The 18,913-nt window shown below is 56.3% G+C and carries 16 protein-coding genes; 10 read left to right on the forward strand and 6 right to left on the reverse strand.

Annotation, left to right across the window (positions count from 1 at the left end; genetic code table 11):
• Nucleotides 1-119: 119 nt before the first annotated feature.
• From J2I48_RS26270 to J2I48_RS26280, 3 genes are all read left to right on the forward strand, one after another.
• A complete protein-coding gene (locus J2I48_RS26270; RefSeq protein WP_207338510.1) occupies nt 120-359 on the forward strand; it encodes an acyl carrier protein in 240 nt (79 codons plus the stop codon).
• A gap of 113 nt (nt 360-472) precedes the next feature.
• Entirely contained in the window at nt 473-1,240 is a 768-nt protein-coding gene (gene rnc / locus J2I48_RS26275) for a ribonuclease III (protein WP_207338511.1), read from the forward strand.
• 92 nt (nt 1,241-1,332) lie between these two features.
• Nucleotides 1,333-1,893: a Uma2 family endonuclease gene (locus J2I48_RS26280; protein WP_207338512.1), complete on the forward strand. Its 561-nt coding sequence runs from the start codon at nt 1,333-1,335 to the stop codon at nt 1,891-1,893.
• 10 nt (nt 1,894-1,903) lie between these two features.
• Here the strand turns inward: J2I48_RS26280 and J2I48_RS26285 are convergent, their stop codons facing one another.
• The 4 genes from J2I48_RS26285 to J2I48_RS26300 form a co-directional block, all read right to left on the reverse strand.
• Nucleotides 1,904-2,269: a hypothetical protein gene (locus J2I48_RS26285; RefSeq protein ID WP_207338513.1), complete on the reverse strand. Its 366-nt coding sequence runs from the start codon at nt 2,267-2,269 to the stop codon at nt 1,904-1,906.
• 238 nt (nt 2,270-2,507) lie between these two features.
• Nucleotides 2,508-3,605: a recombinase RecA gene (gene recA, locus J2I48_RS26290; protein ID WP_207338514.1), complete on the reverse strand. Its 1,098-nt coding sequence runs from the start codon at nt 3,603-3,605 to the stop codon at nt 2,508-2,510.
• Nucleotides 3,606-3,746: 141 nt separating this feature from the next.
• Nucleotides 3,747-6,701, reverse strand: a complete 2,955-nt coding sequence (locus tag J2I48_RS26295) for a patatin-like phospholipase family protein (RefSeq protein WP_207338515.1) — start codon at nt 6,699-6,701, stop codon at nt 3,747-3,749.
• A 105-nt stretch (nt 6,702-6,806) separates the two neighbouring features.
• Nucleotides 6,807-10,145, reverse strand: a complete 3,339-nt coding sequence (locus tag J2I48_RS26300; RefSeq protein ID WP_207338516.1) for a WD40 repeat domain-containing protein — start codon at nt 10,143-10,145, stop codon at nt 6,807-6,809.
• 125 nt (nt 10,146-10,270) lie between these two features.
• On the opposite strand from J2I48_RS26300, the gene J2I48_RS26305 reads away from it, so the two are divergent.
• The gene (locus J2I48_RS26305) at nt 10,271-10,894 is read left to right on the forward strand and encodes a response regulator (RefSeq protein ID WP_207338517.1); all 624 of its coding nucleotides are present in this window, start codon (nt 10,271-10,273) and stop codon (nt 10,892-10,894) included.
• A gap of 42 nt (nt 10,895-10,936) precedes the next feature.
• Here the strand turns inward: J2I48_RS26305 and J2I48_RS26310 are convergent, their stop codons facing one another.
• On the reverse strand, nt 10,937-13,030 hold the full coding sequence (locus tag J2I48_RS26310) for a tetratricopeptide repeat-containing sensor histidine kinase (RefSeq protein WP_207338518.1): 2,094 nt from the start codon (nt 13,028-13,030) through the stop codon (nt 10,937-10,939).
• 218 nt (nt 13,031-13,248) lie between these two features.
• Here J2I48_RS26310 and J2I48_RS26315 point away from each other — a divergent pair, with 218 nt between their 5' ends.
• The 3 genes from J2I48_RS26315 (at nt 13,249) to J2I48_RS26325 (ending at nt 15,994) form a co-directional block, all read left to right on the forward strand.
• Nucleotides 13,249-13,389: a hypothetical protein gene (locus J2I48_RS26315; RefSeq protein ID WP_207338519.1), complete on the forward strand. Its 141-nt coding sequence runs from the start codon at nt 13,249-13,251 to the stop codon at nt 13,387-13,389.
• On the forward strand, nt 13,380-14,270 hold the full coding sequence (locus tag J2I48_RS26320) for an alpha/beta hydrolase family protein (protein WP_207338520.1): 891 nt from the start codon (nt 13,380-13,382) through the stop codon (nt 14,268-14,270). Before J2I48_RS26315 ends, J2I48_RS26320 begins: the two co-directional genes overlap by 10 nt.
• A gap of 128 nt (nt 14,271-14,398) precedes the next feature.
• A complete protein-coding gene (locus tag J2I48_RS26325) occupies nt 14,399-15,994 on the forward strand; it encodes a DEAD/DEAH box helicase (protein ID WP_207338521.1) in 1,596 nt (531 codons plus the stop codon).
• Between the two features lie 106 nt (nt 15,995-16,100).
• On the opposite strand, the gene J2I48_RS26330 is transcribed toward J2I48_RS26325, so the two are convergent.
• Nucleotides 16,101-16,862 (reverse strand): SDR family NAD(P)-dependent oxidoreductase, encoded by a 762-nt coding sequence (locus J2I48_RS26330; RefSeq protein WP_207338522.1) that lies wholly within the window; start codon nt 16,860-16,862, stop codon nt 16,101-16,103.
• A 308-nt stretch (nt 16,863-17,170) separates the two neighbouring features.
• Here J2I48_RS26330 and J2I48_RS26335 point away from each other — a divergent pair, with 308 nt between their 5' ends.
• The 3 genes from J2I48_RS26335 to J2I48_RS26345 all read left to right on the forward strand — a co-directional run bounded on the left by J2I48_RS26335 (nt 17,171) and on the right by J2I48_RS26345 (nt 18,884).
• Nucleotides 17,171-17,959, forward strand: a complete 789-nt coding sequence (locus J2I48_RS26335) for a hypothetical protein (RefSeq protein WP_207338523.1) — start codon at nt 17,171-17,173, stop codon at nt 17,957-17,959.
• Nucleotides 17,960-18,051: 92 nt separating this feature from the next.
• Nucleotides 18,052-18,555 (forward strand): GNAT family N-acetyltransferase, encoded by a 504-nt coding sequence (locus J2I48_RS26340; protein ID WP_207338524.1) that lies wholly within the window; start codon nt 18,052-18,054, stop codon nt 18,553-18,555.
• A gap of 83 nt (nt 18,556-18,638) precedes the next feature.
• Nucleotides 18,639-18,884 carry a hypothetical protein gene (locus J2I48_RS26345; RefSeq protein WP_207338525.1) on the forward strand — a complete coding sequence of 82 codons (246 nt, stop codon included), beginning with the start codon at nt 18,639-18,641 and terminating at the stop codon, nt 18,882-18,884.
• The last annotated feature ends 29 nt before the right edge of the window (nt 18,885-18,913 follow it).

Below are 18,913 nucleotides of genomic sequence, written 5' to 3' on the forward strand. Positions count from 1 at the left end.
AGCACATTATCATTTATGTTTAGGACCGTCTGAACGCTGCCGGGCTGAAAAAATTGTTTGGCAATCAGCGGGTAAAGTGTTTTCTTTGCATCGTTTTTTAACAAAAAAGGACTACCAAAATGTCTCAGACTGACGAAAAAGTAAAGCAAATCATCGTTGACAAATTAGGCGTTGATCCGTCGGAAGTTACGCCGGAAGCAAGCTTTACCAATGACCTGGGTGCCGACTCGCTTGATACCGTCGAATTGATTATGGAATTTGAAAAGGAATTCAACATCCAAATCCCCGACGACGAAGCCGAGCAAATCACGACTGTGGGTCAGGCTATCAAATACCTTGAAGCAAACGCTGGCAAGTAATGCCGTTTACCCGGTATTGGTGCTAACAGCCTGCTGCTCACACGAATACCGGGTAACTTATTCTCCTTCCCCTTCGCCGCCTACGTCATCCTGTTCCCCACGTCAACTTGTTCGTGCCCCTCGCGTTACCCCGCTTTATCACGCAGCCTTTAGCTAACTGGTTTGGTCCTTCCAAAGAGAGAGACCGCCGGAAACATCTGCGTCAGGCAATAACGCACATCATTGGTGAAAAACCGGGCAACATCGGGCTGTACCAACTCTCGCTTCGGCATACGTCGGCTTCTAGAGAAACCATCGTCAAAGGGTTTCGGGAGTCGAATGAGCGGCTCGAATACCTGGGCGACGCTGTACTAGGCATGGTCATTGCCGAGTACCTCTTCAAAAAATATCCCTACAAAGACGAGGGCTTCCTGACCGAGATCCGGTCGCGCCTGGTCAACCGCGAAGCCCTCAATGGCATTTCGCGCAAAATAGGCCTCGACAACCTCCTCGAATATGACGGTCAGCGCGGCCGCATGATGCCCGCCCGCACCTCTATGTACGGCGATGCCCTCGAGGCTCTCGTAGGCGCAGTTTATCTCGACAAGGGATTTAATTTTTCGCGCCGCTTTATTCTGCATAACCTCTTGACGCACTACGACTTAGACGCGATTGTGAACAACACAATCAACTTCAAAAGCAAGCTCATCGAGTGGGCGCAGCGTGAAGGCAAAGAACTCCGGTTCGACATTGTGTCGGAGCGGGGCACAAGCCAATTCCGCGAGTTTGTGGCGCAGGTGCTGGTGAACGAACAGCCGCTGGCCACCGGCACGGGCTACAGCAAGAAAAAAGCTGAACAGTCGGCCGCCGAAAAAGCGTTTGAAACGCTGGGGCTGGACTAACTTTTCATCCCGGCCCTATTGAGCGTTGCGCCGAATTGGCAGTAAACAGAATTTTCCAACGCTATCTTTACCCTTGAACACGTTTTGATGACATGGAGACGGCAGTTGAACAGCAGATCTATACGGTAGAAGAGTATCTGGCTTTGGAAGAAACAGCCGAACTCCGCCATGAATTTGTTGATGGGCATTTACTAGAAATGGCAGGAGAATCGATTGTAGCAAACATGATCACCTTGAATTTGGCGGTGTTTTTCAAAGCCACGTTGCGTGGGCAACCTTACATTACCCTTACTCACGAGGTAAAACTGAAAATAAACGAGAAACGCCGCTATCGTTACCCTGACCTGATGGTTGTGTCAGCAACCGACCGCCGCGAAACGCATATGGTAAGCGAAGCGGTGCTAGTGGCTGAAATCACATCAGAGAGTACTATTGAAACCGACACGCATAGCAAGTTATTGGAATACTCGTCGCTGCCATCGGTGCAGTGTTACCTTATCATTGATCAGAACGAGCCGCTTGTTGAAGCCTATATCCGTCGAGGCGATACGTGGGAATACCGTCCTTACCGTACCATTACCGATTCATTTGCTATTCCGGCACTGAGCTTAACGCTTTCGCTGACAGACCTCTACGAAGGTATTTTTCAGTAAAAACGTAAGCTTATCGGAATAACGCCAATGTTGGTTTTTGCTGCGCGGCCAGCGCTTGCCGCAACCGATCATTCAACCAATAGACTACCGCTATTTTCTTAATATTCAGTCGCTTACGGATTAACGTATCGGCGTGAATCTCCCGATTTTGCTCGGTATAGTACCGGACAATCGTTGGCCCTTTTTGTCTTACCTGATCTTCTACAACCCAGAAACCACCTGCCGGTGGCGGGGGTGGCTGGCGCAGTCTGTTTAGCAGTTGTGCAGCACGGATGTCTGTCAAGGTACCAGTGGTGGGTGGGTCGGGACTAAGAATCTGCGCCTCGATGGTCCCGCTCAGCCCAAGGGCGACGAGTGTAGTCAGGAACGTTTTCATGGTGAGTGGCGTGAATGGTGGGCATGCTGGTGGTGTGGATAGTGCGGAAAGCCGCTTAGACTATTACAAAACTAGACTTACCAAGCACCACGGCGCGTCCCATGAATGAGTGACGTGGAAACTACGTGCGGGGGTGGAACTACGTACCAGTCAAGGCATAAAAAAAGGCCGTTTCCTGCGTGGAAATGGCCTTTCTAATAAACCTATAAGGTTTTAAAAACCTTATAGGTTTGCTACACTACACGTCTGCTTCGTCCTCCTCATCGGCATCAGCATCGCTGGCACCGGCGGGGTCGAGGAGGGCGTTTTGGTCATCGGCGATCTTGGTGCGGATCTTGTTCTCCAGTTCGGCCATCAGTTCGGGGTTATCCAGAATGAGGTCTTTCACGGCATCGCGGCCCTGTGCCAGGCGGCTGGTGCCGTATGAGAACCACGAACCTGATTTCTTGATGATCTCCATCTCAACGGCGAGGTCAAGAATTTCGCCCACCTTCGAGATACCCAGACCGTACATGATGTCGAACTCAACCACTTTAAAGGGGGCGGCCATCTTGTTCTTCACCACCTTCACCTTAGCGCGGTTACCAATGATGTTGTCGGCACCTTCTTTGATCTGCCCAATGCGGCGGATATCAAGGCGGACCGAGGCGTAGAATTTCAGAGCGTTACCACCAGTGGTTGTTTCGGGGTTACCGAACATTACACCGATTTTCTCACGCAACTGGTTAATGAAAATGCAGCAGCAGTTAGTCTTGTTGATTGTACCGGTCAGCTTCCGCAGGGCCTGTGACATCAGACGGGCCTGCAAACCCATTTTGCTTTCACCCATCTCGCCTTCGATCTCAGCTTTGGGCACCAGAGCCGCAACGGAGTCAATCACGATGATGTCGATAGCGCCTGAGCTAATCAGGTGTTCGGTGATTTCCAGTGCCTGCTCACCGTTGTCGGGTTGGGCAATGAGCAGGTTGTTTATGTCGATGCCCAGCTTCTCGGCATAGGTACGGTCGAAGGCATGTTCGGCATCGATAAAAGCGGCAAGGCCACCGGCTTTTTGTGCTTCGGCGATGCAGTGCATCGTGAGCGTGGTTTTACCTGACGATTCCGGTCCGTAGATTTCTACGACACGACCGCGGGGAAGGCCGCCAATGCCAAGGGCCAGGTCAAGGCCAAGCGAGCCGGTCGAGATCACAGGTACGTCCATGACTTTGGTCTCGCTGAGCCGCATCACGGTGCCTTTACCAAAGGCTTTATCTAATTTTTCAATGGTGGTCTGAAGGGCTTTCAGCTTGTTGTCATTAGCAGTTGCTGTGGCCGTAGCCGAGTCCGATTTTGCCATGTTTACGGGGTTGTTTTACACTAATAAAAGTACGACTTTTTTGCCGCTTTTCCAAGCGCTGGGCAAGCTAAAAAAGGATCATTCATAGGAGGGTGCGTCTATGGGTGTGGTGGTCTTAAACAGAACAAAAACGGCCCTGTTTTACTTCCTTACGGGTGGTTCTTTTCCCCGTTTTATTTGCTGTTTCAACAGGCTGAACAGGGTAGCAGGTTGACCGGCTTTTGGGTTCAGGCTATCGGCGAGATTCCGGTTCACCTGCTCACCCATGCGGGCCACGGCGGTGGGCGAAATGTACCATCCCAGCGGGTAGTGGTGGTTTTTGGTGTCGAGCACCAGACTGGTGTAGTCGAAGCTGAGGCCACCCCGGTCGCGGCGCAGGGTGCGGCCAATGAGCTGGTTGAGGCCTACGCCGTTGCGGTCCCAGGTGCGCAGAAAACCCTGCACGGGTTCGGTCAGAAACCGGAACGCCCCCAGTGGCCCTTTAGTCTCGGCTGCCGCCGAATTAGGCAAAAATAGCAGATAGTACTGCACCGGCCGACAGCCCAGCCAGACGGGTGGGTGGCGGCGGAGGTCGTCTTCAATGCGCTGCATGTTTTTAATAAGCTGCACGGCCGTCAGTAGCCCTGTGTTTTCGGCATAACCCCCATCGATGATGTGGTAATCGTGGTCGGCGTTGCTATCGGAGATGTTGGGCAGGGGACCACTACTGCGCCCGCCGCTGGTGACAAACGGGAAACGGGCGCAAAGAAACGTGGCCGTTTTATAGGGCACGTCGTGGCCTGCACTGGCGAAAAGGTCGGCCACGTCATAGAACGGGTTGCGCACGTCGGCGGTGTTGCCCAGCGCGAGGTTGGTCATGATTATCTTCTGCCCCGTTTCGGCCACGGCCCCGTTGAGCAGCAGGGCGGGCAAGGTAAGCGAGGCCGTATCGAGCGCGGCACCCGCCGAGGGCCAAAAGGACAAAAACGACTGGGGCAGATCACGGCGCGTGACCGAGTCGGGCAGGATGTCGGTGGTGAGCATCCGGCGTTCCCAGGCATCTTCGAGCCAGCGGTTGCGGTCCAGCGCGGGCACGGGCAGCGGCATGAAGTTGTGCACCCCGCCCCGAAACAACATCGACGCCACCGTGGGCGAGACAAGGTCTTCGGTCACGACGTAGCGCAGCCGCCGCCCGAACTCAGCCGCCGTGGGCGACTGTCCGCCCCGCCGCAGGGCCACATAGGTAGCCGCCCCTACCCCACCGCCCGACACCCCGCTGATACCAAACAGATGCCGGTCGAACTGGGGAATCTGCTCATTCAGCGCCGCCAGCACTTCCGTTGTCCACGCCGCCGCCCGAATGCCGCCCCCCGCCGTGGCAATCACCACCACTGGCAACGGACTGGTGGAATCTACGGGCTGACCGGGCGGGGTTGCCAGGCGCGTTTGGAGCCAGCGGGTGTAATAAGCAGCCAGCGTGGGTCGCAGCAGGGCTGGAGAGGGGGCTAGTTCGGCTTCGCGGCGCAATTGGCGGGTGGGCAGCGGACTTTCGCGGATGGCACTGTTGTCGTTGTAGCGCGAAAAAATGAGCACCGCTCCTACCAGCACCACCAGAATGGGGTAGTTGGGCAGGCGATTGAACTGATAGAGGATTGTGATAAAATAGGTCAGCGCGGCCAGCCAGAGCAATACAATGGCGTAGAGGCCAATACTTTTGGCCAGCACTAAGCCTGTGGCCGTGGGCAAAAACGCCATCAGCGCGGCCACCAGCAGCCCCTGCCCAAACAAAATGCTGCGCGGAGCCAGGTCTACCAGCAGGGCATAATCGCGGGCGGGGTTGACCGATTTGAACAGGACAATGTCGCGCTCGTCGAGGCTGCGGTGGAAGTAGTTGATAATCCGGGTGAAGAGCCAGTAGGCCGCAGCCAGCGCCAGCAGCAGGATCACGTATTTGAAGGCGTAGTCGGGGTTGCCCTGCTCGTCGGGACGAAGGCGGTTGTAGTTGAGGCCCAGCGTAACGAGCATGATCAGAAACGGACTGTAGGCCAGCCACTTGGGCGTATTACGCAACAGCCGGAGTTCGCGCTGGTGAGTGAGCAGCAGTTTGGCCGTGGCGCGGGCATCGCCGGGGTCAACGTCGCCAAAGAAATTGGGCTGCACAAACAAGAGAATTTTGCTGCACACATAGACCATACCGCCCCAGAGGCCCAGGGCCACCAGCGTAGCCAGGCTCACCCACACGCCGCGCCATTCGGTGAGCAGGAAAAAGAACAACTCATCGAACTGATCCAGTTGAAACAGGCCGCCCATCATCAGCAGCAGGTAAACCACATATTGCACGTTCAAAAACCCCTTCCAGGCGGCGCTGAGGTAGTCGCGAAACCGCAGCGGACGCGCCCGAACGGGGTGCTGTTCGCGCAGGTCGGCCAGGGCGTCGTCGATGGCTTTTTCGTTTTTCCGCCGACTGATGATGTGGTTGAGCAACACCCGCCGACCATCGTTTTGGGTGAAACCGGTCACGCCCAGCAGCCGGAAGAAGGCCTCGCGCAGGGAGAACACAATGCCCAGTGGATGCAGCAGGATAAAGAAAACGGCCAGCGCAATAGGTGCCAGTTTGAGCAACCGGATCAGGCCCACGGCCCAGGGCGGCAGGCTAATTGGCACGTAGAGCAGCCAGCCCATCATGATTTGATTTTCGACCAGGTCAGCCGCCGCGCCAACCAGCATTACTCCAGTGGCCAGCTGACCAAACCGCCGCATGAACCGGGCAATATGGGGTTGATAGGGGTTGGTGACGAAGAGCGTGTGGGCCGAAAAATACCAGCACCAGACCGTGAGCGTGGTGAGGTAGGCGGGAATGAACAGCACCGTGTCGACCAGTACCTCCAGCCACGCCAGCCGTTGGCGGTTGGATTCCCAGCGACGGATCAGCGCCATCGGATTCAACCCCGAATCGACGTAACGAGCTGTGAGTGAGTGGATATCCTGCCCGTCGAACTGGTTTTCGATAAACGTAACCAGCCCGCCCACCACCAGCGTCAGCAGCAGCCAGTAGACGCGGTTTGGGGCCTGTTTATCCAGAAACTGAAGCAGGCGGGTACGCAGGGGCGAAGACATAGACGGCGGTTGGTACGTACTTCCGGCAGCAAGGTACATGCCGAGACCGTAATCTATTTGCGGCCACAAACTATTCCAGCAAAACGAAAGGCAACGCACCGAAAACTACAAAAACGTAAACATCTGTCGCAGACCACTACTTAGAGGAGCTATGGGGGCTTGCTGCAACCAGCGCAGGGTAGATTGCGGCGACCGCACCAGCCGCGCACCAGCCGTAGACACCACCCAGGCGTCGCCGTTGGGGCGCACGGCCACGTCCAGCACCGACCCAAACGGCACTTGCACCAGCGTCCGGGTCGAGACCAGATCGAGCAGTTCCACGGTTTGCTGGCTCTCGTCTTTTTTACGCACCCACCAGGCCGCCGTACCCCAGGGGCGCGGAGGGTGCAGCAACTGCCCAAACCCCAGCAAGGTGGTGCGTGTACCCGCCCGGCTATGGCGCAGCAGGTACGTCTGGCTCGCCGTGGTGGTGTAGAGCAGGCTCACATCCCAGCCGTTCTGTGGCGACGCAGGCAGATGCGACGCTGTTAATAACCTGACGTTGAGATTACTAACAGGCCGTAGAACGTCATTGGCTATGGTATAAAGGGTGGTAAGGGCGGGTGTGGTGGTGGGCAGCAGCAGGTAGTTGCCAGTGGGCGAAAACAGACTTTGCCGCCGGGTGCCCTGCCAGTCGTTGTTCAGGCCCTCGTAGAACGGGTCGAAACTACCCATCAGCTTCCAGCCGGGTTGACCCGCCCGATTGGTGGTCAGTCGCCAGAGGCGCACGGTGTCGAGATCGACGGGGAAATCCATTTTATACTCATGAACGATCTCGTTGGTGTCTGTAGCCGTTTGTTGTCGGGACGGCATATAATACAGTCTTTGGCTCCTCGTTAGCCAAAAATTACCCGTAGTCGATACGTCGAGAGGCCAATCGGGAGCATTGGTTATCAACGTATTAAGCCGATCCATAGGATTCACCTGGTATACCTGCAGCCTGTCCCGTTCACGGGTCATCAGCAGGCGGCTATCGGGCGAAAACAGGGCGGCGGGCGTGACGTGCCACTGCTGAAAAACCGAATTTTCCGACGTTTTCACCACCATTTTATCAATTACCCGAACGGCTTTTTTTGAGGCCAATTGCAGGACCGTGGCGGGCGTTGTTCCGTCGAGTTGCCACAGCGAATCGGGGCGGTTAACCGGGCGAACACCCGCATTGTCCGGCGCTTTTTCCGGCATCATAACCATCTGGTTAGCTTGCAGCCACTGACGGCCATTGGGCGAGAACAGGCCAGTCTGGTGCGTGATAACCCGTACGCTCCCCTCCATAACCACATATAGTGGCGTGTTGATGGGGTAGCGGCGCAGGAACGTAAGCCGGTCTGCGTTCACCCCATACAGGGCCGTTTCGGCACCACGCTGTTCAGCCAATGTGGTGGTCAGGTAGTGCCCGTTGGGCGAAAACTGGCAGTTGCTGATCGTGGTAAGGCCAATCGTGTCGGCCAGCGGGTGCAGTTGCCGGTCTGTCACCTGCCATACGGTGCCCCGCGACCGGGGCGCATTGGGCGGTGCATGGTGCGTGAGCAGCACGTTGCCCTGTGGTGAAAAAAGAGCCTCCGTGGCCGACCCAAGCCGGTCTGACAACAGCGGCACCTGCACCGCCATAGGCCAGGCTGTAGCAGGTTGAATACCGCTGCCTTCGGTGAGCAAAAACCGCTCGTCGGGCGAAAAAACGGTGTTTTCTGGCCTAAGCCGGGTGCTAAACCCATAGACCGGCACCAGCCCCTGCGGCCCAATGCGCCACAGGCTGTCGGCATCCTGGGTCGTGTTGCTGTAGGTAATCAGGTAGCCACTTTTGGGCGAAAACCAGGCCGACGCCACGGGCCACCCACCCTCATCAAATACGTTCACTGTCCGCATAGACCGGGCGAACCGATATACTAGCACCACCGTGTCGGGGTCGATGCGCCAGAGGCAATCGGCGGTGGTGTGGCGGGCCAGCAGGTAGCGGCCATCAGGCGAAAAAACGTCATCGGCCACCGTTGTCTTCTGGTCGAACGTATGCAACAGTCGCCGCCTTTGCCCGTCGAGTTGCCAAAGGCGAGCTACTACTTCCTTCGAGGCTACCGCTTCTAGCGTAAGCAACTGATTGGCGGGCGAAAACCGAACTGCATTCCTGACGAGTCGTACTACCGAATCGGCTGATGTTGGGACCGTAACAGACGTTGGTGGTAAGGTGTCCCAACGGCTACCAGCATACCGGATTGCCCCTGTCAACAGGCGGCTTTGACTGGTAAACAGGTAGCGGCCATCGGCTGAAAAAGGCGTCCACAGTCGGCGGGGCAGCAACGTAAACGCGTTCAGGTGGTCCACTAACTGCCGCAGGGTGTCGCCGGGCGTAGTGGGCATGGCGTATAGGCCCATGTCCAGCCCCGACGCGCCATTTTCCTGGACACCGATAAACGAGGCGCGGTATACCAGCAGCAGGTGGCGGTCGTCGGGGGAAAAGTAGCCCTTGAAATTGCCGTACCGAACCCAACTGGCACTTTGCATCGGTTTTATGTACTGCACTTGGTCCGGTTCCAGCATCAGCAATCCCTTTGGGCTAATCAGGTAATGTCCAGCCGGCGAAAACTGACATTCGTGCAGCCACTTATCGGGAAGTTTAGCCACCACGGCGGTGGGGTCGGCGGCTTGCAGGTCGTGGAGTTGCGCCCCCCGGTTGTAGCGGTTCACCAGTATCCAGGCCCCGTAGTTGGCCGTGGGCGAAAACAGTACGCTCCTGACGGCATTACCAAACGGACGGGGCGGGTCAAGTTTCGGGCCACGTAGCGTGAGCAGCGTGCCCCGCCAGTTGTCGCCGGTGGCCACAAACAGGTACCGGTCGTCGGGTGAAAAGAAGTGGATGCGGGGCCGTTCGGCAAAAGTGTACACCAGCGTCAGCGAATCGCCCCGTCGGTAGTAGAGGCGGCTTTTGTCGCTGTGTGCCAGCAGGTAAGTGAATTGGGGCGAGGCCCGGATACTATCGGCGCGGAGGGCGTAATACCAGTTGTTGGGCTGGTTGGCCACGTCGCCAATGACCCGTAGTAAGGAGGTGCTGTCTGGAAACTGCTGGTGGGCGTATTCCAGCAACCGTAGGCTTTGGGTGGGGTCGGTGGTAGCCTGAAGGCGGGCTTCGGCCACCAGCGCCCGAAACTGAACGCTGTTGATGTTACGCTTTTTGGCCAGTTCCATCTGCGCGGCCATGTTAAGTGCGCCCAGGCTACGCGCCAGCTGAAAGGCGGTGTATGCCTCGGCGTAGTGCCCTGCCCCCATCAGTCGGGTGCCTTTGGTGACCCAGAAATCGGCACTCTCCCGGCTATCGGCGCGTTGTGCCCAGCCCGAAACGGAGTAAAAAAACCAGACAAAAATGGTGGTCAGCACAACGCCATAACGCCATTGGCTGGCTATGCAGGTAGGCATATCTATGGGTTAGATTGAGTTTTCGGCAACTAGTTCACGTAGTTCTACGCGGCATAATGTAGCCGATAACCCGTTGGTTTGCAATTGAATATACTGACCGCTCCACGTTGTAATCTGTGTATACCATGCCTTATAAAGTAGCTTTGCTGGATGACCATCGGGTGGTACTCGAAAGCTTTGCCAACCTGCTCGGCACCTTCGAGCAACTTGCCGTTATTGGCACGGCTACTGACGCCCCGGCCCTGCTTGACCTCCTTGACGACACCCCCGCCGACGTGCTGGTCACCGACCTGATGCTACCTAATCTCGGCGGGCTGGACCTGATCACGCTCTTTCGGCAGTACCACCCATCACTCCCCATCTTGGTCCTGTCTGGCTCCCTCGATGCGTCATTGATTCGTCAGGTAATGCGGGCGGGCGCCAACGGATTCGTGACTAAATCGGCCGATAAAACCGAACTCTATGATGCTATCATGGCCGTGGCAGCAGGTCGCCGCTATGTTGACAGCCGGGTATATGAATTGGAAGCAGACGTTACTGTCCGGCCTGATGAAAACCCGCTCACCAGCCGCGAGCAAGAAGTAGTTGACCTCATTCTGAACGAGTTGTCGAGCACACAAATCGCCGAAAAGTTGTTTATTTCGTTCAATACGGTCGAGACGCACCGCAAACGCATCTACCAAAAGCTAGGCATCAACACCTCGCTGGGTCTGCTCAAGTACAGCTTAGGGCAGAGAGCCAGGAGCTAAGAAGCTGTATGGGTTAAGCACTAAGCTCCATGCCCTTTGCTGTTAGCCCAGCGGCACCAAAATGGTGGTCTGGGTGCCGGCGCCGAGGATGCTTTCGAGGTGGAAGTGGCCACCCAATTGCTGCGCCCGCTCCCGAATGTTGCTAAGGCCCATACCCGCCACTGATCCGTCGGTAATGCCCACGCCGTTGTCGTGCAACACCAGCTGAAGACCCCGTTCCTGCTGCGTTAGCTCAATACGGGCGTGGCTGGCCTGCGCATGGCGGATAATGTTGGTGCAAAGTTCCAGGCAGATTACGTAGAGGTTGAACTCGGCGGTTTCGCTCAGGGGTAACCGGTTGGCGCTGGGGTAGGTGAAAGAGAATTCAGTCTGGTCGGCCAGGTTCAGGCGGGCAACCAGGTCATTGATGGCCTGCACCAGCCCCTGCTCCAGCAACTGCTTAGGCAGCAGGTTGTGCGACAGTTGCCGTACCTGTTTGGCGGCATCGTCGAGCAGAAAAAGGCTGTTTTCGTATAGTTTCTTGGCTTGTGGCGGCAGTGTGTCGGCGTCGATGGTTTGGATCGTCATTTTGGTGGCCCCCAGCAAACTGCTCACCCGGTCGTGGAGTTCGGTGGCCACACGCTTGCGCTCCAGCCGCTGCCCTTTAATGAGCGCGGCCTCAATATCGGCATTTTTCGCCCGCAACGCCCGGTTGCTTCGCCGCAGGCGTAGACTATAATAGACCAGCAATACGCCCAAGCCGCTGATGATGATCAGGCCCGTAAACAGTTGATCCTGAATCCGTTTTCGCGTAGCCAAACGCGTGCTTAACTCACTCACGGTGAGCTGTTTGATGGTGGCTTGCTGCGCCAGCTGCTTTTGGGTAGCCGCGGTTTTCAGCGCTTCTTTTTCCAGCCGAAACCAGAGCGCATTGGTTTGACTTTGCTGCTGCAAAGCGGTCGTTTCCAGGGCGTTATTCAGCCGGTCAATGTCGGCTTCGCGGGCTAGTGTTTGGTAGCGTTGCTCCTGCAACTGTCGTTCGTGCCGGTACTTGGTTTCGAGCCGTTCGCGCTCAAAAACGGCGTGTTGCCGCAGCACGTCCGACCGGTTTTGGGCTTGTTGCTCATCGGCTTTAAGGGCCAGGTAAAGGGTTTGGGCGTCGAGGGCATTTTTCCAGTCGTGCTGTTGTCCATAAGCCGCCACCAACGTGTTGAGGGCCGTAAGCCGCACGGCAAACACTACTCTGTTTTGCGCCAGAGCCTGCTTGGCATGCGCAATGGCTTCGTCGGGCTTCCCCAGCGCCACGTAGGCCTGCGCTATGTCGGCCAGGGCGTCAGACTGCGGCATAGGGCTGTTGAGCTGTCCCCAGTAAGCAATGGCTTTTTCCAGGTGCTGCAACGCTACCGCCGGTTTGTGCTGAGCAAGGTAGAGTCGCCCCATATCATTTGACAGGTAAGCCAGGCTGGACAAATTACCGTGTTGACTATCAACATGTTGCAGCGATTCTATAAAATGCGTTTCAGCCTCGGCCAGCCGGTTATCTTTCAAATAAACATTGGCCAGCGACTGGTGCAGATCGGCCAGTTGGTTTTGTTCGCCCCTGGGGTCTTTACCAAACCAGGCCAGGCTTTTAAGCAGGTACGTTATGGCGTCGGCACGTTGGTCCAGGCTAGTGTTGATCTTGCCCAGGTTTCGGTAAATGCGCCAGGTATACATGCTGGCCAGTGGCGGGTTGGCTTCAATAAGCGCCAGCATCTGAAAATTGAGCCGGATGGCCTCGGCAAACTTATCGCCTGCCGACCGGTGGTAGCGTTCCAGCAGTTGCAGGGCCTTCAGTTGGTATTTGATGTTGTGTTTTCGCTGGGCCAGCTGTGCCAATTGGTTAGCCACCAGCCGACTACTGTCTCGCCGCGAATAACTGTTGTGATACACCGTGGCCATAAAATGCAGCCACTCCATGCGGGCGGTGTCGGCAGTGGGTGTGGCGGGCAGTTGGCCAATAAGCCGAACCTGTTGCCGCGACAGCTGCAACAAACTATCGACATAGCTCCGCTCGGCCCCCCGGTCGAAGTTGAACAAGGGGGTCTGGTATGATTGGGCCTTAAGCGTGGTGGTCCCCAACCAAAGCAGCAGTGTGTAGCGCCAAAAACAATGCATGATACCGAAGCGAAAGGGGGTAACCTGCAAATAACCAATACCCACCCCGACTCTGTCAACAGGTTACTGGGCAACCGGTCAGGCTTTTTAGCTACCGTACCAATAGGGTAAAGATCACTCCCGAAAATCACGGAATTCCGGGACAAAAAAGCACCGGATTCGGCGATTGATAAGGGCGTTTCTAAGGGGGAGTTTTGTAGAAAAACAATGCGCCACCAATGAAAACGCTTCTTATTTCGCTCGTAGCGGCCTTTTGGGCTTTGCTCCTCTACAATTCGTTCTCCTTCGATCAGTTCGATTTCACCACGCCCCGGGGCGATATTTCCTGGGACGACATCACCGACGAGCTATGGCCGTAGACCACACATCAGGCCAGCCATTGCGGGTGCGTTCGCTCGATGGCTACCCGCTGGGCGTTACCTTGTTCGCGGCACCACAACCCCGCGCCGTTCTCCTGGTCAATACCGCTGTGGGCATTTCGCAGCGGTACTACCGCCCTTTCGCGCAGTACATGGCGCAACATCACTTCACCACCATTACCTATGACTACCGGGGCGTGGGCAAGTCGGCACCGCCCCGGCTCACGGTCGATTTTGCGGGTGGGTTCCGCCAGCTGGTGACCGACACCGAATGTCTTATGCAGTATGCCCAAAGCCAATGCCCAGGTTTGCCACTGGGGCTAATCGGCCATTCTATTGGCGGTATTTTGCCCTTGCTTACACCCGAAAACCGGAAACTCGACGCTATGTTTACGGTGGGTACTCAAATGGCCTATCCGCCCGATTTTGGGCCGGGCTGGTGGGACAATGTCAAGCTGCGGTTCCAGTGGTTCATGCTCATGCCCCTACTTACGCGCTGCTACGGGTATTTTCCGGGTGAGCGCCTCAAACTGGGTTTTGCCGACATACCCGCACAGTTTGTGCACGAAATTGCAATGCGACGCCATTATGAAAACATCTTCGATTTCCTGGCCGAGTTAAATCTGCCCTCGCACCACTTGAACCTGATCTGCCCCACGCTGGCGTTTTCGGCCACCGACGACCCGCTTTGCACACCCATGGCCATGACCCGCCTGTACTCACAGCTGGCCAACGCACCCGTTCAGTATCAGCGACTAAACCCCGCCGATATTGGCGCAGACAGCATTGGCCACACGCGGTTTTTTCGGCGTGACCTGGGCCGGGTGCTGTGGCCAATGGCCGCCAACTGGTTCACCAGGCAGCTCGTGGCGCCTACCTAAGGTGGGTGCCCACCAAGCCCGAGGGGGAACTAAACGGCTGACCTTCTTCGTAGTAAGGGGGATATACACTCTGTGGTGGGGTTTAGGCACGGCTTTTGTAGCGGCCTTTTCTACATCACCCCAACTTAATGAATTTCAACGATTTAGAGCTTATAGCTCCCATCCTGAAGGCCCTCGCCGAAGAAGGATACACCACCCCAACCCCGATTCAGGAACAAGCCATCCCTTACGTCAACGCAGGTCGCGACTTGCTCGGATGCGCCCAGACCGGCACCGGCAAAACCGCCGCCTTCTCGATCCCAACCATCCAGCGCCTGTACGAAATGAAGCAGTCGGGCAACTGGTCGAACAAGATTAAAGCCCTGATTCTTACGCCCACGCGCGAGCTTGCCATCCAGATTGATGAAAGCCTCGGCGCGTATGGCCGCCACGTGGGGTTGCGCCATGCCGTCATTTTTGGCGGCGTCGGTCAAAAGCCCCAAACCGATGCCCTGCGTAATGGCATCGACATCCTGACCGCCACACCGGGCCGCCTGCTCGACCTGATGCAACAGGGATTTGTGAACCTCAAAGGCATCGAGTTCTTCGTCCTCGACGAAGCCGACCGGATGCTCGACATGGGGTTCATTCACGACGTGCGCAAGGTGATTGCGCAGTTGCCCGCCAAACGGCAGTCGCTGTTTTTCTCGGCCACTATGCCGCCCGAAATCGTAAAACTGGCCGATACCATCCTGACCGACCCCGTGAAGGTGGAAGTAACGCCCGCCTCCTCTACCGCCGACACGGTTACGCAGTCGGTCTATATGGTAGAGCGCGACGACAAGCGGAGCCTGCTATTGCACCTGTTGCAGGATCCTAAAATCGAATCGGCGCTGGTGTTTAGCCGGACCAAACACGGTGCCGACAAGGTAGCCGAGTTTTTGAACAAGCACAACGTCAAGACCGAAGCCATCCACGGCAACAAGGCCCAAAACGCCCGTCAGCGGGCGCTGAGTAACTTTAAAGACCACACCACCCGCGTACTAGTGGCTACAGACATTGCCGCGCGGGGTATCGACATCGACAGCCTTACGCACGTGATCAACTTCGAGCTGCCCAACATTCCCGAAAGCTACGTGCACCGCATTGGTCGTACGGGCCGGGCGGGTGCCAGCGGCATTGCTATCTCGTTTTGCGAAACCGACGAGCGGGCCTGGCTGGTAGACATCCAGAAACTGATTGGCCGGAAGGTACCGGTAGCCACTGATAACCCCTACCAGTCAGACAATAACGAACCTATTGAGCGGGCCAAAGCCCCCAAGATGGTGCAGAAACAGGGCCGTGGTCCCCGCGAAGGCCGTGAAGGTGGTTCACGCGAACCCCGCCGCGATAACGCCCCGCGGCAGGAGTCTCGTCCGCAACAGCCTCGGTCCGAGCAGCCCCGGTCGGAGTCCCGTCCGCAGGAGCCACGCACGGAGCAATCGCGTCCGCAAGGCCCGCGCCCCGGTGGTAACAGCGGTCGGCCAAACGGTGGTCGCAATCAGGACAACCGTAGCGGTCAACCCCGCAACAACGACCGGCGCAACAGCGGCGGCAATCGGTCGGCAGACAACACCGCCGAAGATGCCCGCTGGAAACCCTGGACGGCATCCCTCTCTACCTCACCAGACCGCTTCGACAAGCCCCGTGAGCAATCATCAGGCAGCGGAAACAGCAACAGCGGAGGCAAAAAACGCCGCTGGTAATTACAGTGAGCAGTTCTACAGTAGGCAGTATGCAGTGTGGCTGACGCCAGCGTATTCATGCGTCAGCCACACTGCATACTGCCTGCTGTAGAACTGCTCACTATAATTATCCCGCCGTGGTACCGCCGTCCATTTGTAGGGCTTGGCCGGTGCAGAAGGCGTTTTCAGGGGCGCAGAGCCACAAAATAGCCTGGGCAATTTCTTCGGGCTGGCCAAACCGGCCCATCGGAATCAGGCGGCGCATCCGCTCTTCCATTTCAGGGGCGGTATCTATCAGGTCCTGCACCATAGCCGAGTGCGTATAGACCGGGCAGATGGCATTTACCCGAATATTTTTCTTGGCAAATTCCAGCGCGGCGGTCTTCGTGAGGCCAATGACGCCGTGCTTGGCCGCGCTGTAGGGTGCGCCCATGGGCATGCCCCGTACCCCCGCAATACTCGATACGTTAACGATCTTTCCCCCATCGGTCTGCTGCATCATCTGCCTGATCTGGGCCTGCATGCCGTAGAAAACACCACCCAGGTTCACCGCCATCATGGTGTCCCAATCACGCACCGACTGCTCAAGAAAGCGGGCAAAACGACCGCCAATGCCGGCGTTGTTGATGCCCACGTCGAGCCGACCATAGGTGGCCACGGCATGTGCAACAGCAGCGGTATGTTGTTCAGGATCAGCCACATCGCAGTGAATATAACTCGCCTGACCGCCAGTATCCTGAATCATGGATACGGTCTGCTGACCATTGGCATCGTTTACATCTGACACAACAACGGAGGCACCCGACTGGGCAAACGCGAGGGCCGTTGACCGTCCAATTCCCGACCCGGCACCGGAGACGAGGGCAACTTGATTTATGAATGACGACATATAAAGTAGGTTCGATAAGGGCTGGTCATTGGTCATTGGCCCCGTGGGCGTCATTAATCGTCATTCGCTACGCTGTCATTCAGTGGTTATTTAATGGTCATTCGTTGTAAAGGCAATAAATGACTATTGAATGACCACTGAATGACAGCGTAGCGAATGACGATTAATGACGCCCACGGGGCCAATGACCAATTTGCTTGCTAAAAGTAAGTCAAAAAAATGTCCGTATAGTTTAAACGGTGGTGATTCAGGGGACTCTATATTTAAGGTACAAATGAACGACCGTATCCCTCAATTGTACTACTCTAATGATCACGCAACCACTGTCGCCGTCTGCTGCGGCCAAACCCGACCTGATTCCGGGCATCTATAACTACTGCGATTCCTGGTGCGAACGCTGCCAGCTGACCACCCGCTGCCGCAGTTATCAGATGCAAAACCCCGACGGCCCCACTCAGCCGGTTGACTCCAGCGCTTCGCTGGTGCATCAACTCACCGAAGCGCTTAACCTGACCAAGCGTTATGTAGAGAAATTACAGCGCGAACAGGATATTTTGCTCAACAGTACACCAGATCGGGAAGAGCAGCAACTGCTTGAACAACAGGCAGCTATGCCAAGAATGCAGGCTAAAGAACACCCTGCGTCGCGGCTGGCGCTGGCCTACCTCACTCAAACTGGTACCTGGCTGGCCGACGAGAAAGGGCTATTAGAACAGGCCGGTCAGCAGCAACTGCGCGAGGTGCAACTAGGAATCCGCACCGAAGACGAAGCCATGGTGTTGTTAAACGCCCTGAAAGATGCGTACGAGCAAATTCGTTGGTACCGCACCCTAATTCCGGTGAAAACCACGTCGGCCCTGCGCGCTATCGAAGAACCTACCGACGACGAGTACCTGCTGGATTATTACAATGGCAAGGCTAAACTGGTGCTGGTCAGCATAGACCGGTCGCTGCTGGCCTGGCAGACGATGCTGGCGTTTTTCCCCGAAAAAATGGATGACCTGCTCGATCTGTTGGCCACATTAAACCGGCTAACCAAACACATGGAAATCGCCTTCCCCCAAGCCCGCTCGTTTAGAAGACCAGGACTGGATTGAACTGATTTACGAATTACGATTTTTGCTGACGCGTCTGTACTCGTGCGTCAGCAAAAATCGTAATTCGTAATTCGTACATCGTACATCCCCACATGTTCATTCGCCTCGCTACGCCCGCCGATATTCCTCAATTAGTAACCCTGCTGGGCCGTGTGGTGCCGCAAATGCAGGCATCGGGCAATTTTCAGTGGGACAGCACCTACCCCAATGCCACCGTTTTCGGTGATGATATTAGCAAACAGCAACTCTGGGTGGCCGACATCAACGGGCAACTGGCAGGCGTATCGGCCATCACGACCGATCAGGAACCGGAGTATGCGCAGGTGGGCTGGGACATCAGTGAACCCGCTATTGTCACGCACCGGCTGGCGGTTGATCCCGCTTTTCGGGGGCAGGGCGTAGGAAAAGCGCTGCTGCAACAGGCCGAAACAGTAGCGCAGGCGAAGAGCATCCCCCGCCTGCGGATCGACACAAACACGCAAAATCAGGCTACGCAGGCACTTTTTCCAGCCATGGGGTACGTGTTTGCGGGTGAAATTGGCCTTGGTTTTCGACCGGGGCTGCGCTTCTACTGCTACGAAAAACGGTTGATGTAGAACACCGTTTACACAGTTTCATAAACACTCTAGTCAAAGGCCGGTTAGTAGGTCTGGTTCAACTTTCAATAAAAAAACCACGTATGAAAACCAAACAATTAGTCGTCGGCTTAGCCGTAGCCTTCATGACCGCTACTACCATTGTAGCCTGCGATTCGAAGAAAGAAAACAAAGCCGAAGAGGTACAAGACGCGAAAGAAGACCTCAACGAGGCCCGCGCCGAAGGCGATACCAGCGAAATGCGCGATGAGAAAGCCAACCTCGACTCGGCCAAAGCCGAATACAACGACGCCGCCAAAGAAGCCCGGAAGGATTCGCTGAATAAATAAGAAGCAAGAAACAAGAAGGGTGCTACCAA

Origin of the sequence: Fibrella aquatilis (assembly GCF_017353255.1) — a bacterium.
GTDB classification, from domain to species: Bacteria; Bacteroidota; Bacteroidia; order Cytophagales; family Spirosomataceae; genus Fibrella; species Fibrella aquatilis.

Bases quoted from the DNA above. Each gene is read 5' to 3' on its own strand.
- J2I48_RS26320 (WP_207338520.1), top strand. From the start codon at position 13,380: ATGGCCGTAGACCACACATCAGGCCAGCCATTGCGGGTGCGTTCGCTC.
- J2I48_RS26305 (WP_207338517.1), top strand. From the start codon at position 10,271: ATGCCTTATAAAGTAGCTTTGCTGGATGACCATCGGGTGGTACTCGAA.
- J2I48_RS26280 (WP_207338512.1), top strand. From the start codon at position 1,333: ATGGAGACGGCAGTTGAACAGCAGATCTATACGGTAGAAGAGTATCTG.
- J2I48_RS26270 (WP_207338510.1), top strand. From the start codon at position 120: ATGTCTCAGACTGACGAAAAAGTAAAGCAAATCATCGTTGACAAATTA.
- J2I48_RS26300 (WP_207338516.1), bottom strand. From the start codon at position 10,145: ATGCCTACCTGCATAGCCAGCCAATGGCGTTATGGCGTTGTGCTGACC.
- J2I48_RS26295 (WP_207338515.1), bottom strand. From the start codon at position 6,701: ATGTCTTCGCCCCTGCGTACCCGCCTGCTTCAGTTTCTGGATAAACAG.
- J2I48_RS26340 (WP_207338524.1), top strand. From the start codon at position 18,052: ATGTTCATTCGCCTCGCTACGCCCGCCGATATTCCTCAATTAGTAACC.
- J2I48_RS26315 (WP_207338519.1), top strand. From the start codon at position 13,249: ATGAAAACGCTTCTTATTTCGCTCGTAGCGGCCTTTTGGGCTTTGCTC.
- J2I48_RS26345 (WP_207338525.1), top strand. From the start codon at position 18,639: ATGAAAACCAAACAATTAGTCGTCGGCTTAGCCGTAGCCTTCATGACC.
- recA (WP_207338514.1), bottom strand. From the start codon at position 3,605: ATGGCAAAATCGGACTCGGCTACGGCCACAGCAACTGCTAATGACAAC.
- J2I48_RS26285 (WP_207338513.1), bottom strand. From the start codon at position 2,269: ATGAAAACGTTCCTGACTACACTCGTCGCCCTTGGGCTGAGCGGGACC.
- J2I48_RS26330 (WP_207338522.1), bottom strand. From the start codon at position 16,862: ATGTCGTCATTCATAAATCAAGTTGCCCTCGTCTCCGGTGCCGGGTCG.
- J2I48_RS26310 (WP_207338518.1), bottom strand. From the start codon at position 13,030: ATGCATTGTTTTTGGCGCTACACACTGCTGCTTTGGTTGGGGACCACC.
- J2I48_RS26325 (WP_207338521.1), top strand. From the start codon at position 14,399: ATGAATTTCAACGATTTAGAGCTTATAGCTCCCATCCTGAAGGCCCTC.
- J2I48_RS26335 (WP_207338523.1), top strand. From the start codon at position 17,171: ATGATCACGCAACCACTGTCGCCGTCTGCTGCGGCCAAACCCGACCTG.